General features: G+C 71.4%; 12 protein-coding genes. 9 read left to right on the top strand and 3 right to left on the bottom strand.

Going from position 1 to position 13,779, the window contains the following annotated elements; genetic code table 11:
- The first annotated feature begins 4 nt into the window (after positions 1-4).
- A complete protein-coding gene (locus tag ACIOGX_RS36565) occupies positions 5-1,591 on the top strand; it encodes an MFS transporter (RefSeq protein WP_401919049.1) in 1,587 nt (528 codons plus the stop codon).
- Between the two features lie 135 nt (positions 1,592-1,726).
- Positions 1,727-2,176: a spore-associated protein gene (locus ACIOGX_RS36560; protein WP_356517895.1), complete on the top strand. Its 450-nt coding sequence runs from the start codon at positions 1,727-1,729 to the stop codon at positions 2,174-2,176.
- Positions 2,177-2,338: 162 nt separating this feature from the next.
- Here ACIOGX_RS36560 and ACIOGX_RS36555 read toward each other — a convergent pair whose 3' ends face one another.
- Positions 2,339-3,349 carry an alpha/beta hydrolase gene (locus tag ACIOGX_RS36555; protein WP_383973791.1) on the bottom strand — a complete coding sequence of 337 codons (1,011 nt, stop codon included), beginning with the start codon at positions 3,347-3,349 and terminating at the stop codon, positions 2,339-2,341.
- 98 nt (positions 3,350-3,447) lie between these two features.
- On the opposite strand from ACIOGX_RS36555, the gene ACIOGX_RS36550 reads away from it, so the two are divergent.
- Complete coding sequence (locus ACIOGX_RS36550; protein WP_401919046.1) at positions 3,448-4,368, top strand: helix-turn-helix domain-containing protein; 921 nt, start codon at positions 3,448-3,450, stop codon at positions 4,366-4,368.
- 57 nt (positions 4,369-4,425) lie between these two features.
- Here the strand turns inward: ACIOGX_RS36550 and ACIOGX_RS36545 are convergent, their stop codons facing one another.
- Complete coding sequence (locus ACIOGX_RS36545; protein ID WP_401919044.1) at positions 4,426-5,310, bottom strand: helix-turn-helix transcriptional regulator; 885 nt, start codon at positions 5,308-5,310, stop codon at positions 4,426-4,428.
- Positions 5,311-5,591: 281 nt separating this feature from the next.
- On the opposite strand from ACIOGX_RS36545, the gene ACIOGX_RS36540 reads away from it, so the two are divergent.
- The 3 genes from ACIOGX_RS36540 (at position 5,592) to ACIOGX_RS36530 (ending at position 8,815) form a co-directional block, all read left to right on the top strand.
- On the top strand, positions 5,592-6,443 hold the full coding sequence (locus tag ACIOGX_RS36540) for a helix-turn-helix transcriptional regulator (protein WP_401919042.1): 852 nt from the start codon (positions 5,592-5,594) through the stop codon (positions 6,441-6,443).
- 547 nt (positions 6,444-6,990) lie between these two features.
- Positions 6,991-7,830: an SDR family NAD(P)-dependent oxidoreductase gene (locus ACIOGX_RS36535; protein WP_356517905.1), complete on the top strand. Its 840-nt coding sequence runs from the start codon at positions 6,991-6,993 to the stop codon at positions 7,828-7,830.
- Positions 7,831-8,035: 205 nt separating this feature from the next.
- Positions 8,036-8,815: an SDR family oxidoreductase gene (locus ACIOGX_RS36530; RefSeq protein WP_356517907.1), complete on the top strand. Its 780-nt coding sequence runs from the start codon at positions 8,036-8,038 to the stop codon at positions 8,813-8,815.
- A gap of 158 nt (positions 8,816-8,973) precedes the next feature.
- On the opposite strand, the gene ACIOGX_RS36525 is transcribed toward ACIOGX_RS36530, so the two are convergent.
- Positions 8,974-9,519, bottom strand: a complete 546-nt coding sequence (locus ACIOGX_RS36525) for a PadR family transcriptional regulator (RefSeq protein WP_401919040.1) — start codon at positions 9,517-9,519, stop codon at positions 8,974-8,976.
- A gap of 528 nt (positions 9,520-10,047) precedes the next feature.
- Between ACIOGX_RS36525 and tap the strand changes: the two genes are divergently transcribed.
- From tap to ACIOGX_RS36510, 3 genes are all read left to right on the top strand, one after another.
- Positions 10,048-12,270, top strand: a complete 2,223-nt coding sequence (gene tap, locus ACIOGX_RS36520) for a telomere-associated protein Tap (protein ID WP_401919038.1) — start codon at positions 10,048-10,050, stop codon at positions 12,268-12,270.
- Between the two features lie 6 nt (positions 12,271-12,276).
- The gene (gene tpg, locus ACIOGX_RS36515; protein WP_384773472.1) at positions 12,277-12,834 is read left to right on the top strand and encodes a telomere-protecting terminal protein Tpg; all 558 of its coding nucleotides are present in this window, start codon (positions 12,277-12,279) and stop codon (positions 12,832-12,834) included.
- 238 nt (positions 12,835-13,072) lie between these two features.
- Positions 13,073-13,678 carry a dihydrofolate reductase family protein gene (locus ACIOGX_RS36510; protein ID WP_384773469.1) on the top strand — a complete coding sequence of 202 codons (606 nt, stop codon included), beginning with the start codon at positions 13,073-13,075 and terminating at the stop codon, positions 13,676-13,678.
- The last annotated feature ends 101 nt before the right edge of the window (positions 13,679-13,779 follow it).

Raw genomic sequence — 13,779 nt, 5'->3', positions numbered from 1 at the left:
CGTGATGGAAAAGAACACTTCTGAATCGCGATCACCGCGGACTCCGGAAACCCCGGACCGGCCGGAGGACCTCTCCGGCCCTGCCGGGGAGTCCGGCGACCGCGCACCGGCGCCGCACCGGTGGATCGCCCTGGTCGTGGTCACCCTGGCCTCGTTCCTCGACAACCTGGACGCGAACGCCGTCACCGTCGTCCTCCCCACCATCCAGCGGGACCTGGGCGCCGGTTTCACCGCGGCCCAGTGGACACTGGCCGGCTACGCACTGGCCTATGCCCTGTTCCTGATCACGGGCGGCCGGCTGGGCGACATCTACGGGCGCAAACGGCTGTTCATGTCCGGGGTGGCCGGCTTCACCGTGGCCTCCATCGTGTGCGGCACCGCGATGGTGCCCGAAGTGCTGGTGGCGGGACGGTTCGCGCAGGGGTTCATGGCGGCTCTGATGGTTCCGCAGGCGGTCTCCGTCATCGTCACGATGTTCCACCGGGACGAGTGGGCGCGGGCGTTCGCCGTGCTGGGGGCCGCCCTGAGCCTGGGCAGTGTCGGGGGGCCGCTCTTCGGCGGGATGCTGACCGAACTCGACATCCTGGGTCTCGGCTGGCGTGCGATCTTCCTGATCAACGTGCCGCTCGGGCTGCTCGCCCTGGTGCTGGCCGCCCGCAGCATGCCCGAGTCCCGTTCGGACGAGGCGCTGCGGCTCGACATCGTCGGTGTGGTGCTGCTGACGACCGCCTCCCTGGGAATCCTCTATCCCCTCATCCAGGGGCGTGAACAGGGCTGGCCCGGCTGGATGTTCGTCCTCATGGGCGTCGCGGCCGTGGTGCTGGTCCTGTTCGCCGCGCAGCAGCGCCGTCGGCACCGGCGCGACGGCTCCGCGCTGATCCCGCCGACGCTCTTCAAGCACCGCTCCACCGTGGTGGGCCTGACGGTGACGCTGCTGGTCTTCAGCGGTGTCGCCTCGTTCTTCCTCGTCCTCACCTACCACCTGCAGACCGGTCTGGGCTGGTCCATCGTGAAGACCGCCCTGGTCACCGCGGCATGGCCGGTCGGTATCACCGCCACTTTCCAGATCGCCTGGAAGTTCGGCACGGGCCGGGGCCGGCTGTGCGTACGCGTCGGATCCCTCCTGATGGCCTGCGGCGCGCTGTGGACCCTGCTCGCGGTCTGGTCGGCCGGGAGCGGAGAGCTGTCCTGGCTGCAACTGGCCGGTGCCGAGCTGGTCATGGGCTGCGGCATGGGGCTGACCACGCCCGTGCTGACCGCCGTGGTCCTCGGCGATGTGCCCCCGCAGGACGCGGGCGCCGGCTCGGGGGTGCTCAACGCCGCCATCCAGTTCAGCACGGCCGCGGGTGTCGCGATCCTCGGCGCCCTCTACTTCGCGGGAGTGGAAGGCGGGGCGGGGGCGAGCGCCGGCACCGGACACTTCAGCTCCGTGACGTCTTCGGTGCTCTGGTGCAACGTGGGCGTGTTCGTACTGACCACCGTGCTCAGTTCCTTCCTTCCGGGCAGCAGCGCCACGGAGGACAGCGACGCCGCGGCCCCATCCGACGAACACGACGCAACGGCCGAACGTCTCGTACCGGACTCGGTGTAGGAAGGATCCAGGAGCCTCGCTCCGGCGCCGCGTTGCCGGTTTCGGCCCGGGACGGACAACGGGCACAACCATCCGTGCCGCTCGCGTGTCACATCAAGTGGGAGCAAACCACTCCCGGGGACACAAGGGGGAAATATGGGAATCGCACGTAATGCGGCAACCGTCGGGGCGTTGACCGCGCTGGCGATGGGCGCCGCGACCGCGTTCAGCACCACCGCCTCCGCCGCACCCAACGTCACACCGCAGGGCGTCTGCGGCAGCGCCTACAAGACCGTGAACTCGGCTCCCATCGGCTCACTGGGCACCGTGTACCTGACGTACAACTCCTCGAACGGCAAGAACTGCGTCGCGACCATCCGCGCCAACCCGGGCGCGGCCAAGTACATGTCCGCCTACATCTACGTCCCCGACGGCGACGAGTGGGCCGGGGACTCCGGTAACTACACGTCGTACGCGGGCCCGTCCTACGTCTACGGCAAGGGCCACTGCGTGAGCTGGGGCGGCAGCATCGACAACGTGTACGTTTCGGTGGAGAACTCCAACTGCGCCTCCCTGAAGGAGCACCGGGTCACCGGAACCCGCTGATCCGGCCCATCACCCGGCCGCGGGTTCCCGCGCCGCTCCGCGTGGTTCGCCCCTTGCGGACCTTCCCGCTGACGCTTCACCGGGAAGGCCCCCATGGGCTGCGGCCTGGCGCGGGATCCCGTGCGGGCCGGCCCGCACGGGAGCACCCGCCCCGTCGCGGTGTCAGGCCGCCACGGCCCCGGGCGCCTTGAGCCCCTCGGTGAAGAAGCCGGTGAGCTTCTCGACGGCCGGGGTGACGTACTCGTCCCTGTCGTAGAGGTCGACGTGGTCGGCGCCGTCGACCCAGAACAGTTCCTTGGGCTCACGCGCCTTCTCGACCGCCCCGACGGTGAAGTAGTCGGAGACCGCCTCGGTGCCGGCGATCATCAGCAGCGGGCGCGGCGCGATGAGCGCGATCAGCCCGAACGCGTCGAACTGGGTGAGCAGGTCCACGCTGCGCAGCGCGAACCAGTTCTCCGTCCGCGGGTGATGGGCCCGCTCGGTGCGGTAGTACTCCCAGCCCTGATGGATGTGCCGGGTGAGGCTCTTCTTCACCTCGCCGCGCCCGGGCGCGGATCCGGGGTGGATCTGCTGCCTGCGGACCTCGCCGCCGCGGGCCTCGTCGGTGCGCGCCGCGGCGGACAGGTCCAGCATCGCCGCCAGCTCGCCGGGCGTCTGGGTGCCGCCGAGCCCGTCGCGGAACCAGGCCCCCTCGTCGGCCGCGCTGACGGTCGCGACGGCCCTGATCCGGTGATCGGTCGCGGCGGCCGGGACGACGTAGCCGCCCGAGGCGCAGATCCCGAGCGCGCCGATCCGCCCGGGGTCGGCCTCGTCACGGACGCTGAGGAAGGTGACGGCGTTCTTGATGTCCTCGACCCGCCGCGAGGGGTCCTCCAGGAAACGGGGCAGGCCCTCACTCGCGCCCCAGTGGGCCGCGTCGAAGGCCAGGGCCACGAAACCCGCGCGGGCGAGCCGCGCGGCGTAGAGGCCGGCGGTCTGCTCCTTCACCCCGGTCATCGGGTGCGACACGACGACCGCCGGACGCGGCCCGGCAGCGGGGGCATCGGGCGTGTAGAGGTGTCCGGCAAGGGTGAGACCGGCACTGTCGAACGTCACATCGGTACGCATGAGGTGGTGCTCCAGCTCGGTGGGGAAACGGGACCGCGGTACCCGGTGACCGTCGTGGCCACCCACCCGACCCTCCACGCCGCCACGCCCCCGGTGCCAGAGAAGGCTCTGCCTATGGAGCGCGGTACCAGGCACCCCGCCGCGTCCCGGAGGAGACTGGCGCTATGGACCACCGCCGTGAACCCGCCGACGGCAACGAGCTGGGCGAATTCCTGCGTACCCGGCGTGCCGGCCTCGACCCGCGCCGGGCCGGGCTGCCCCACCACGGCGGGCTGCGCCGCGTGCCGGGGCTGCGCCGGGAAGAGCTGGCACAACTCGCCCATGTGAGCTTCGACTACGTCGTCCGGCTCGAACAGGGACGCACCCGCAGGGTCTCCCGCGCCGTCCTGGACGCCCTGGCGGACGCCCTGCAGATGACGCCGGACGAGCGCACCTATCTCTTCGGCCTCGCCGACATCTCCCCGCACAGGGCCGCCCGCGCGCCGGGACTGCCGGACGTGGCCCCGCGCCTGCGACAGCTCCTGGACGACATGCACGACGTCCCGGCGATGATCATCCACCGGCGCATGGACGTCCTGGCCTGGAACCGCGGGGCGGCCGCCCTGCTCACCGACTTCGGCGCGCTGCCCCCGGCCCGGCGCAACATCATCCGCCTGACCTTCCTCGACGACGCCTTCCGGTCGCTGTACGTCGAGTGGCCGGCGGTGGCCCGCGAGTGCGTCGCGGTCCTGCGCATGGAGTCCGGCCGGCACCCCGGCGACCCGGACCTCAACGCCCTGATCGCCGAGCTGAACGAGCGCTCCGCGGACTTCCGCACCTGGTGGGCCGGCTACCACGTCGCCGGAGCCCGGCAGCTGACCAAGCTCCTGCGCCACCCCACGGCCGGCGACCTGACCGTGGACGTCCAGCAGCTCTCCGTCGACACCCACGCCGACCAGCTGCTGGCCGCCTACACCGCGCACGACGCGAAGTCCCGCGACGCGCTGGGCTTCCTCCTCCGGTGGTCCGGAGACGCGCGCCGCACCCCGGCCCGCCGCTCCGCCGCCCCGGACCCGGACGGGAACACGGCCGCAGGCGGCCTCTGACTCCGGCCACCCGGGCCCGTCCGTACGCGCGCCGCTACGGGTTTCCTGCCGCCGCCGCTACTGGTCCCCGGCGAGGCCGGCCACGGGTCCGGCCGCCCCGGCCTGCTCCGCCCCGTTCTGCTCCGGCCCGGCGGCCATGGCCCTCAGCGTCTCGAAGGCCGCCGCCGTCGCGCCGGCCGGCTCGGCCTGATAGACCACCAGCTGCTGGTGCGGCGCCCCGTTGACCGTGAACGCCGCGAACTCGATGTGCAGGTCCCCGACCTGAGGATGCTTCAGGTGCTTCCCCTCCTGGGACTTGCTCTTGACCTCGTGCGTCTGCCAGAGCGCGGCGAACTCCTCGCTGTGGGCCGACAGTTCCGCCACCACGTCGGCGATGCGGGCCGATGCGGGATCGTGGCCGTAGGCGGCCCTGATCTCGGCGACACAGGAGTGCGCGGCCCGCTCCCATTCCTGGTAGAAATCGCGCCCTGCCGGGTCGACGAACACCATGCGGGCGAGGTTGTCGAACTGGGCGAACCCGCTGTGGAGGGCCGTGGCAAGGGAGTTGGCCGCCATGATGTCGAGCGCGGGACCGACGACGAAGGCCGGGGTGTGCTCCCATCCGTCCATCAGCTGCAACAGTTTCCGGCTGACCCCGCTCTCGCCCCGGTCCCGCGGCCGCTGCGAGACGGTGAGGCAGAGGCGGTTGAGATGGTCGGCGGTTTCCGCGTCCAGTTTCAGCGCCTGGGCCACGGCCTCGAGTACCTGCGGGGACGGACTGTTCTCACGCCCCTGTTCCAGCCTGATGTAGTAATCGGAGCTGACTCCGGCGAGCAGCGCGACTTCTTCTCTGCGCAGTCCCGGCACCCGGCGCCGCCCGTATTCGGGCAGACCGACATCGTGCGGCTTGAGGGCCTCCCGGCGGGCTCTGAGGAAATCACCCAAAGGTGTCCCATTGCTCATGCGGCAAGCCTAGACGCTTTCCGGCCTGCGGAAACCGCCCGTCACGCACTATGACACCAGGTAGCACGCCCTGCGCGCAGAGTGTCTTGCCTGTCCTCACCAACGGGCTTTCCCGCACCGCGCGGCCCGCTGCGCGCCACCGGTCCGCGGAAAGGCTTCCCCCGTCAGGATTCCCCCCGTCCGTCACCTCCCCGAGCCGCCCGTGGACCCGTGATCCTGGGTGTAACGCACCCACCGTCGGCCGACCCGTTTCCGGGCGTTTCGCGCCTAGCCTCGACAGCATGGACAACGACACGCGACCCGACTCGGTCGACGGGCTGGGTCAGTTCCTCCGTACCCGCAGGGAACGCCTCAGCCCCGCGGAGGCGGGACTGCCCAGCGCCGGCCGCCGAAGGGTGCCCGGCCTGCGGCGCGACGAGGTCGCGGCGCTCGCCGGTGTCAGCCTGAGCTACTACAGCCGGCTCGAACAGGGCCGTGATCTCAGCCCCTCGGTCCGGGTACTGGAGGCCATGGCCCGCGTGCTGCGGCTCGGTGACGAGGACAAGCGGGAACTCTTCCGGCTGGCCCGGCCAGCAGCCCGCCGCACGAAGTCGCCCTCCCGGACCGAACGGGTCCGCCCGCACCTGCGGCAGCTGATCGAGGGCTGGACCAGGACGCCGGCCTTCATCATCGGGCACGCCCAGGACCTGCTGGCCACCAACGCGCTGGCCGACGCCCTCTACCGTGACTTCGCGCAGCACGACAACGTGCTGCGCATGCTCTTCCTGGACCCCGCGGCGAAGACCTTCTACCGGAACGCGGAGCGGGCCAAGCGCCGCGCGGTCGCCGACCTCCAGCAGACCGCCGCGAGCGCCCCCGAGGATCCCCGCGTCCTCCAGCTCGTCGGCGAACTGTCGGTGCGCAGCTCCGAGTTCCGCTCCCTGTGGGCCCGCCAGTACACACGCGTCCCGCCCTACGAGGTCAAGCGGATGTACCACTCCGCCGTGGGAGACCTGGAGCTGCGCCACGAGGCCCTCAGCATCCGCAGCGCTCCGGGACAGCAACTCGTCATCCTCCAGGCAGAACCGGATTCCCCCTCCGCGGACGGCCTGGCCCTGCTGGGCTCCATCAGCGCGGCCGACGTACCTTATTAGTACGGAAACAGAAAAAGAAACAGTCCCGCTCAGGGCACCTGAGCCAGGAGACCCTGACCCGAACCGAACCGCTGCCGCACATTTCCCCTGACGGCGCCCGGAATTCGGTCCGGGAATCCGCCGCAATTTCCCGCCCGGCGGCCGGCGGACCGGAAACCTGGCGCCGCGCCTTTTCTCCGGGCCGCTTTTCCGGCCGGCCCCGGGCCTCGGGATCCCCCCGCCCGCGCGGCACACCCTCGGCGGACCGGACCCCTCCCAGGGCGCCGGGAGGCGCGGTCCCACCGCCCCAAGGCCCGGATCTTCCTAAAAGGCCCGGCTCCCGCTGCTCCCGCCGCGACTGCCGGGCGGCGGTCCGCGGAATCCGCCGCGCGGCCCGCGCTGCTTCGCCCGGCGGCACACGGCACACGGCACACGGCACACGCCTCGTCTTCCTGGGTGTGGGACTCCCAGGAAAAGCACAGCCTTCATGGCGCCGTACCCGACGGGCAGACTCGAATACGTCAACAGGAAATCCCCGAGAAGGGGAAACGACGAAAGAGGTTTTCCCATGGCTACGTGGTTTGTCACCGGCGCTTCCCGCGGAATCGGCGCGGAAATCGCCCGCGCCGCCCTGGCGGGCGGTAACGATGTCGTGGTCGCCGTACGGAACCCGGAGCGGGTGCCGGACGATCTGAAGAACTCCGGCCGGGTCCTCGCGGTCGCCCTGGACGTCACGGACAACGACAGCATCCCGCGGGCGGTCGAGGCCGCCGTGGACCGGTTCGGCGGCATCGACGTCCTGGTGAACAACGCCGGCCGCGGCCTGCTCGGGGCGCTGGAGGAGATCACCGACGCGGAGGCCAGGTCACTGTTCGACCTCAACGTCTTCGGTCTGATCAACGTCACCCGCGCCGTGCTGCCCGTCATGCGCAAGCAGGGCTCGGGCAGGCTCGTGCACATCGGCTCCCGCTCGGGCTTCGAGGGCGAGCCCGGCGTCAGCCTGTACAGCGCGTCGAAGTTCGCCGTCGCCGGCATCAGCGAGGCGCTGTCCGCGGAGATGGCCCCGTTCGGGATCCAGTCGATGGTCGTCGAACCGGGCGTCTTCCGCACCGACTTCCTCGACGCCAGCTCGCTCTCGGTGGCCGCGAACCGTATCGCCGACTACGACGACACCCCCGCGCACGTGACGCTGGACTGGATCGACCGGGCCAACCACGCCCAGCTCGGCAACCCCGTCAAGGGCGCCGCCCTGATCGTGGAGGCCGCCTCCGCCGAGAAGCCGCCCACGCACCTCTACCTCGGGCGCGACACTCTCGAGCGGCTCGAGGTCAAGTACCAGCAGGTGCGGGACGATCTCGCCCCGTGGCGCGAGAAGTCCGCCGCCACCGCACACGACGACGCCGCCTGACACACCGCCGGGCGCCCGCATCCGGGAGCGCCCCGCGTCCGGGAGCGCCCCGCGGCCCCGCGGGCAGTCCGGCCGGGCAGGAGGCCCCGGCCCGGCCGGACACGGCACCGGTCCCGCCTTCCGGACCGTCCAGTTCCGGACCGTCCAGTTCCGGACCTTCCGGGGTCTTTCCGAGCCTTCCGATCAAAGAGATTGAGGATTTCCGATGTCTGCTGCTCTGCTCACCGGTACCCCCCTGGCCGGCCGTGTCGCCGTCGTCTCCGGCGCCTCCAGCGGCATGGGCTCCGTCACCGCCGGACGCCTCGCCGAACTCGGCGCCACCGTGGTCGTACTGGCCCGCCGCAAGGAGCGCCTCGACAGCGTGGTCAAGGACATCGAGGCCGCCGGCGGCACCGCGCTCGCCCTGGCCGTCGACGTCACCGACCGCGCCGCCGTCCAGAGCGCCGCCGACGAGGTCGCCGCCCGCTTCGGCAAGGCCGACCTCGTGTTCAACAACGCCGGCGTCCAGCTCATCTCCGGCATCGAGGAGCTCAAGGTCGACGACTGGCAGCGCCAGATCGACCTCAACATCACCGGCCTGATGAACGTCATCGCCGCGTTCCTCCCGCACCTGACGGACTCCGCCGCCCAGGGCAGGCCCGCCGACCTGATCAACACCTCGTCCATCGCGGCCACCCGCATCCTGGCGAAGTTCTCCATCTACTCGGGCACCAAGGCCTACATCAGCCACCTCACCCGGCTGCTCCGCGTCGAACTCGGTCCCAAGATGGTCCGGGTCGCCACCATCGAGCCCGGCATGGTCGACACCGAACTCCCCGACCACGTCACCGACCCCGACGCCTCCAGGCTGATGGCCGATCTCATCCACGACATCGACTGCCTGCGGTCCGCCGACATCGCGGAGACCGTCGCCTTCATGGCCGCCGTCCCGCGCCATGTCAATCTCACCGAGATCACCATCATGCCCACCGCCCAGCCCATCTGAAGCCCGCCCGTCCGCCGCGGCGCGGACCGCCGTTCGACCGTCGGCCGGGCATCGCGGCGGGGACACGAAGACCTCCGTGTGGTGCGCTCCACCACACGGAGGTCTTCGCCATGACCGGGCCCGGCCCGTGCGGGCGGCAACGTTCCGGGCCGGTGCGTTCAGGGCGTCCGTCCGGCGGCGTGCTTCTCGAGGTCCTCGGCGGTGTCGGCCGCCCATTCCCGCAGCATCCGGGTGGTGCGCAGGCCCAGGTCCAGGGCGTAGTCCCCGAAGGGCGGGCTGCCGGGCGCCGTGCGGGCGTGCACGTCCTCCCGCAGCTTGGGCAGTCCGGCCAGTACCGCGGTGTGCCGTGCCTCTTCGGCGCGCATCACGGCCGCCGCTTCCCCCGGCGGCAGGAGGCGGACGAGGAAACCGCGCAGGGCGGATTCGTTGCGGACGCTGCGGTAGGGGTCCTCGCCGGTGGCCCACCGGGAGATCTCGTCGCGGCCCGAGTCGGTGACGGTGTACAGCTTGCGGCCGCGTCCGCCGCCGCCGTCCTGGACGGTGACGGCCCCGGTCCGCACCATTTTGGCCAGCTCGGGATAGATCTGGCTGTGCTTGGCCTGCCATACGAGATTGACCGAGGCGTCGAAGCGTTTGGCGAGTTCGTATCCGGACGCCGGGCCGTGGTAGGCGAGCGTTCCGAGCAGGGCGATCCGAAGGGACATGCACGCAGAATACCTCCGACTTGACATGTAAGGATCCACCTGTACGGTCTTACGTGTGTGGTCGGAACCTCGGTCCCGCGGCGGACTCCTCCTGACCGCCGTCCTCGGCGGCATGTTCCTCGCGATGCCCGGCCGGACGATCGCCGGCACCGCCCTGCCCCGGATCACCGAGGATCTCGGCGGCCAGAACCTCCGCACCTGGACCGTGACGGCCTACCTGCTCACCCTTGACCGTCACCGTCACCGTCACCGTCACCGTCCCGCTCCACGGCCGCCTCTCCGACCTCTACGGCCGCAAGCCCCTGCTGATCACGACAGGGACCGGGAGCCGGCGCCCGCCACGGGTCCGGCGGAAACCGGCCCGGGAAGTACCGCACGCACGCCCGTCAGCCGGACCGCGAACCCGGTTGCCCGCACACCGTTTGACATGTCGTCGCACTCCCCGAACGCACGTTGTGCGCTGTCCGTACGGCGAACGTACGCGACACGCACGTTTCATGAGGGAGAGTGTTGGTCAGGAGGTGTTCCATGTCCGAGTTGTTCGACGCGGTCGACGCACTGGTCGCGTCCCGCTCCCCGCTCCCGCCACCGGCGGAACGCAAGCGGCTGCGTGCTGCGCACGGGCTCACGATCGACGAGGTGGCCACCGCGCTGAAGGTGCGGCGGGCCACCGTGTCCGGCTGGGAGTCCGGCAAGACCGAGCCCCGCCCGCCGGAGCGGGACGCCTACGCCCGGCTGCTCAAGCAGCTCGCGGAGCTCTACCCCGCCCCGGCCGACGCGACCGTGCCCCCCAGGGCCGACGCGACCGTACCCGTCCAGGACGCCGCGCCGGCGGCCACGTCCACCGGCACGCCCGCCCCGGCGGAAGCGCCGGCTCCGTCCGCGGGCCCGGCACCCGAGGCGGCGGACATGACCGTCTCCGAGAACACCCGGACCAGTCCCGCCCCTGCCGCCGCCCCGGCGCCCGCGCCGCTTCCCGGCGCGCGGAAAGCGCCGCCCGCCGCCCCGTCGGCCACCGGCGGCCCGCGGTTCGACAACGGTCCGCTGGCGGTCATCGACGTCGACACCGACGGGAAGACGCTGGCGTACTGCACCGGCGGCCTGGTCCTGGACGTGCCCGCCAAAAGCCTGCCGGCCCTGGTGGACTGGACCCTCGAGGAGGCGAAGCTCGGGCAGCCGAAACTGTCCGGTCCGGGCAAGCCGGCCGACCCGCTGCTCGTGCTCACCGAGCCGGCCCTGAAGCGCTACGGCCTGCCCGCCGCCCTCGGCGAGGAGGAGCGGACCGCCGGGCGGATCCCGGAGGGCCACAAGGTCGTCAAGCAGCTGACCCGTGCCGACTGGCGGCTCACCAAGAGGGGCTTCGGGCCGTGGGCGCGGATCTACCGCCCCGCGCAGGGTTCGGAGCGTGCCTGCGTCCAGCTGTGCATCCCGGCCTGGAACGCGCTCGACACCCGGCACTGGGGCGACGCCGGACAGCTCCCGCCGGCCGAACTCGCCCGCGTCCTGGGCGTGTACGCCTCGCGGGTGATGACGCCGCGCGGCTCCACCGCCGTCACCGGCCTGGAACTGATGACCGCCCTGCACCCGCCGACCCGCGCCTCCGAGCCGGACGAGACGGGCAGACGCCGCTCCCAGCACAACCCCGGCTCGCTCGGCAAGGACCCGGTGGACTGTGCACCGTGCGAGGCCCCCGACGGCCACCCCGTCCTCGCCGACCTGCCCCGCTTCCACGTCCGAGGCCCCGGCGAGAAGCTGTTCGAGGAGGCGTACGACTGGGCCCGGCCGCTCACCGACGCCGAATGCCTGCGCCGCAACCTGGTCGGCCTCGACGTCAACATGGCCTTCGCCGCCGGAGCGAACGGACTGACCGTCGGCCTCGGCGCGCCGACGCACGTCAGGAACCCGGCGTTCGACCCGAAGCTGCCCGGCTCGTGGCTGGTCGACCTCAGCCACGTCGACCTCTCCCGCGTGAAGACCGGCAAGGAGTGGGTGGAGCTGGACGCCGCGCTGCTGCCCAGCCCGTTCACGCCGAAGGGCGACCGCCCCGAGGGCCCGGCCTGGTACGCGACACCGACCGTCGCCTACGCCCAGGAACTGGGCTACGAGGTACGCCCGCTGGAGGCGCACGTCCGGTACGAGAACGGCCGCTACCTGGACGGCTGGTACAACCGGCTGCGCGACGCCTACCTCGCCACGATGGCCGACCTCGGTGTCGACGCGGACCTGCCGCCGGAGAACTTCCTGGCGGCGATGGACGGCTACCGCGCCCGTGACCCGGAGCTGGCCATCGTGGTGTCCGCCGTCAAGGCGACGGTGAAGGGCGGCCTGGGAAAGCTGCGCGAGCGGCCCCGGGGCGAGGGCTGGCGGCCCGGCGAGCCGTGGCGGGCACTGTCCCGCCCGACCTGGCGGCCCGACATCCGCGCCGCCGTCATCTCCCGCACCCGCATCAACTTCCACCGCAAGATCGTCAAGCACGCGGCGTTCACCGGGCAGTACCCGGTCGCGATCCTCTCCGACTGCGTCGTGTACGCGGCCGACGGCGAATCCCCGCTGGATGTCCTGCCCTACCGGGAGGGCAGGCCGCTGCCGGGCGGCTTCAGGCTCGGGGTCAACCCGGGCCTGGTGAAATGGGAGGGCACACAGAGCGTCCTGTGGGGCGAGGGCGTCAGGGAACAGTTCGAGGCCCCGGAGCTCAACCTCGCCCGGTACATCAAGGACGGCACCGTCACCGCCCAGGACAACGGGGAGTAGCAGGCGATGAGCATGTTCGGGGACGGCCTGGACCAGGCCGTGCGGAAGGCGTTCACCCGCCCGGTACCGAAGTCGGCGGGCGCGCAGATGCGCTACCTGGTCAAGCAGTTCAAGGGCACCAGGGCGGTCGCCCAGATGCTGCGGGTCTCCCAGCGCACCGTCGAGCGGTACGTGAAGGACCAGATCAAGAAGCCCCGCCCGGACCTCGCCGCCCGGCTGGAGGCCGAGGTCGGGAAGCGGTGGCAGCCGCGGATCCGGGCGAAGGCCCGCGAGACGGCGGCCACGACCGGCGGCATCGTCATCGACACCCGGGCCCGGCTCGGCTACATCGCGCCGATCGGATCGACGGACGAGGACCGGATCCGGCACCTGACCGTCGCCCTGCCGCCCCGCCACGCCGCCCGCCTCTTCGAGGCCCAGGAGGCCGGCGCCGGCGACCGTGAACTCAAGGAGATCGCGGCCGAAGCGCTCAAGGAGACCTACTTCCAGGACGGCGGCCGCCGCGCCGGCGCCCTGGAGGAGATCCGTTTCACGGACATCGAGCACCTGGAGTTCGACCTGTAACCGCCCGGACAGCCCACGAGCCCGGACCAGTTGTTGTGGCCGGGCGCTTCAGTTGGCCCGTGAGCGTCGTACTCGGCCCGGCTGAGCGTGACGGTTGGCCCGGGGCCGTTCGCGGGTGGCGCTCCGCCGATCTGATCGGCTGCAGCGTCACGGGTTTCTCGTTACTCCACAGCGCGGCCGATGAGTTTGCGGCTCCCGGCCAGTCCAAGCCCGTGACACCCCAGGAAAGGACACCGCCATGTCGGAGCTTCTCGTCGACTTCATCACCTCCCTCGACGGCCACGCATCAGGAGAGGGATGGCCCGGGTTCTGGGGCCTCGAAGGCCCGGAGTACCTCTCATGGCTCGGCGAGCAGCCCCAGGCCACCTACCTGATGGGAACGAACACCTACCGCCTGATGTCGGGCTTCGCCGCAGGCGAGGTCCCGAAAGGCCAGGACGAGTTCAGGCCCGAAGAAGAGGCGTCCGTCGACGAGCTCACGCAAGCTTCCAAGGTGGTGTTCTCCTCCTCACTCGAGGAGCCGCTGACGTGGGCCAACTCCACGCTCGTCCGCGACGACGCCGTCGAGGCGGTCCGCGCCATGAAGTCGAGTGGCTCGGGGCTCCTCAGCACAATCGGCAGCCTCAGCCTGTGCCGGTCCCTGCTACGAGCCGGACTCGTCGACCGCTTCCGGGTCGTGATGTTCCCGGTGATCACCGGCGCCACGGGCGAAGAACGCATCTACGACGGCTATCCGGACGTTGCCCTCCAGATGATCGAGCACCGCACCTTCGACGGCCGCATCCAACTGGTCGAGTACAAGCCCCGCGTGCTCGAGCACCCGCCGCTCGGCGTCCCTGCGTGACGTCGCCCCGGCCCGCCGGTCCGGACGGCCGCCAGGCCGGCGCCGGCGGGTGCGGAGCAAGACCTAACAGGGGCCGGCCAACGTCAGGACGCCCGGCCCAC

Source organism: Streptomyces sp. NPDC088147, assembly GCF_044741565.1.
Lineage (GTDB): Bacteria > Actinomycetota > Actinomycetes > Streptomycetales > Streptomycetaceae > Streptomyces.
The sequence above is the reverse complement of the archived record's forward strand: the minus strand, read 5'-3'. Positions and strand labels throughout refer to the sequence as shown.

Excerpts from the sequence above, each read along its gene's own strand:
- ACIOGX_RS36530 (WP_356517907.1), top strand. The coding sequence starts at position 8,036 with ATGTCTGCTGCTCTGCTCACCGGTACCCCCCTGGCCGGCCGTGTCGCC.
- ACIOGX_RS36560 (WP_356517895.1), top strand. The coding sequence starts at position 1,727 with ATGGGAATCGCACGTAATGCGGCAACCGTCGGGGCGTTGACCGCGCTG.
- ACIOGX_RS36540 (WP_401919042.1), top strand. The coding sequence starts at position 5,592 with ATGGACAACGACACGCGACCCGACTCGGTCGACGGGCTGGGTCAGTTC.
- tpg (WP_384773472.1), top strand. The coding sequence starts at position 12,277 with ATGAGCATGTTCGGGGACGGCCTGGACCAGGCCGTGCGGAAGGCGTTC.
- tap (WP_401919038.1), top strand. The coding sequence starts at position 10,048 with ATGTCCGAGTTGTTCGACGCGGTCGACGCACTGGTCGCGTCCCGCTCC.
- ACIOGX_RS36525 (WP_401919040.1), bottom strand. The coding sequence starts at position 9,519 with ATGTCCCTTCGGATCGCCCTGCTCGGAACGCTCGCCTACCACGGCCCG.
- ACIOGX_RS36565 (WP_401919049.1), top strand. The coding sequence starts at position 5 with ATGGAAAAGAACACTTCTGAATCGCGATCACCGCGGACTCCGGAAACC.
- ACIOGX_RS36545 (WP_401919044.1), bottom strand. The coding sequence starts at position 5,310 with ATGAGCAATGGGACACCTTTGGGTGATTTCCTCAGAGCCCGCCGGGAG.
- ACIOGX_RS36550 (WP_401919046.1), top strand. The coding sequence starts at position 3,448 with ATGGACCACCGCCGTGAACCCGCCGACGGCAACGAGCTGGGCGAATTC.
- ACIOGX_RS36510 (WP_384773469.1), top strand. The coding sequence starts at position 13,073 with ATGTCGGAGCTTCTCGTCGACTTCATCACCTCCCTCGACGGCCACGCA.
- ACIOGX_RS36535 (WP_356517905.1), top strand. The coding sequence starts at position 6,991 with ATGGCTACGTGGTTTGTCACCGGCGCTTCCCGCGGAATCGGCGCGGAA.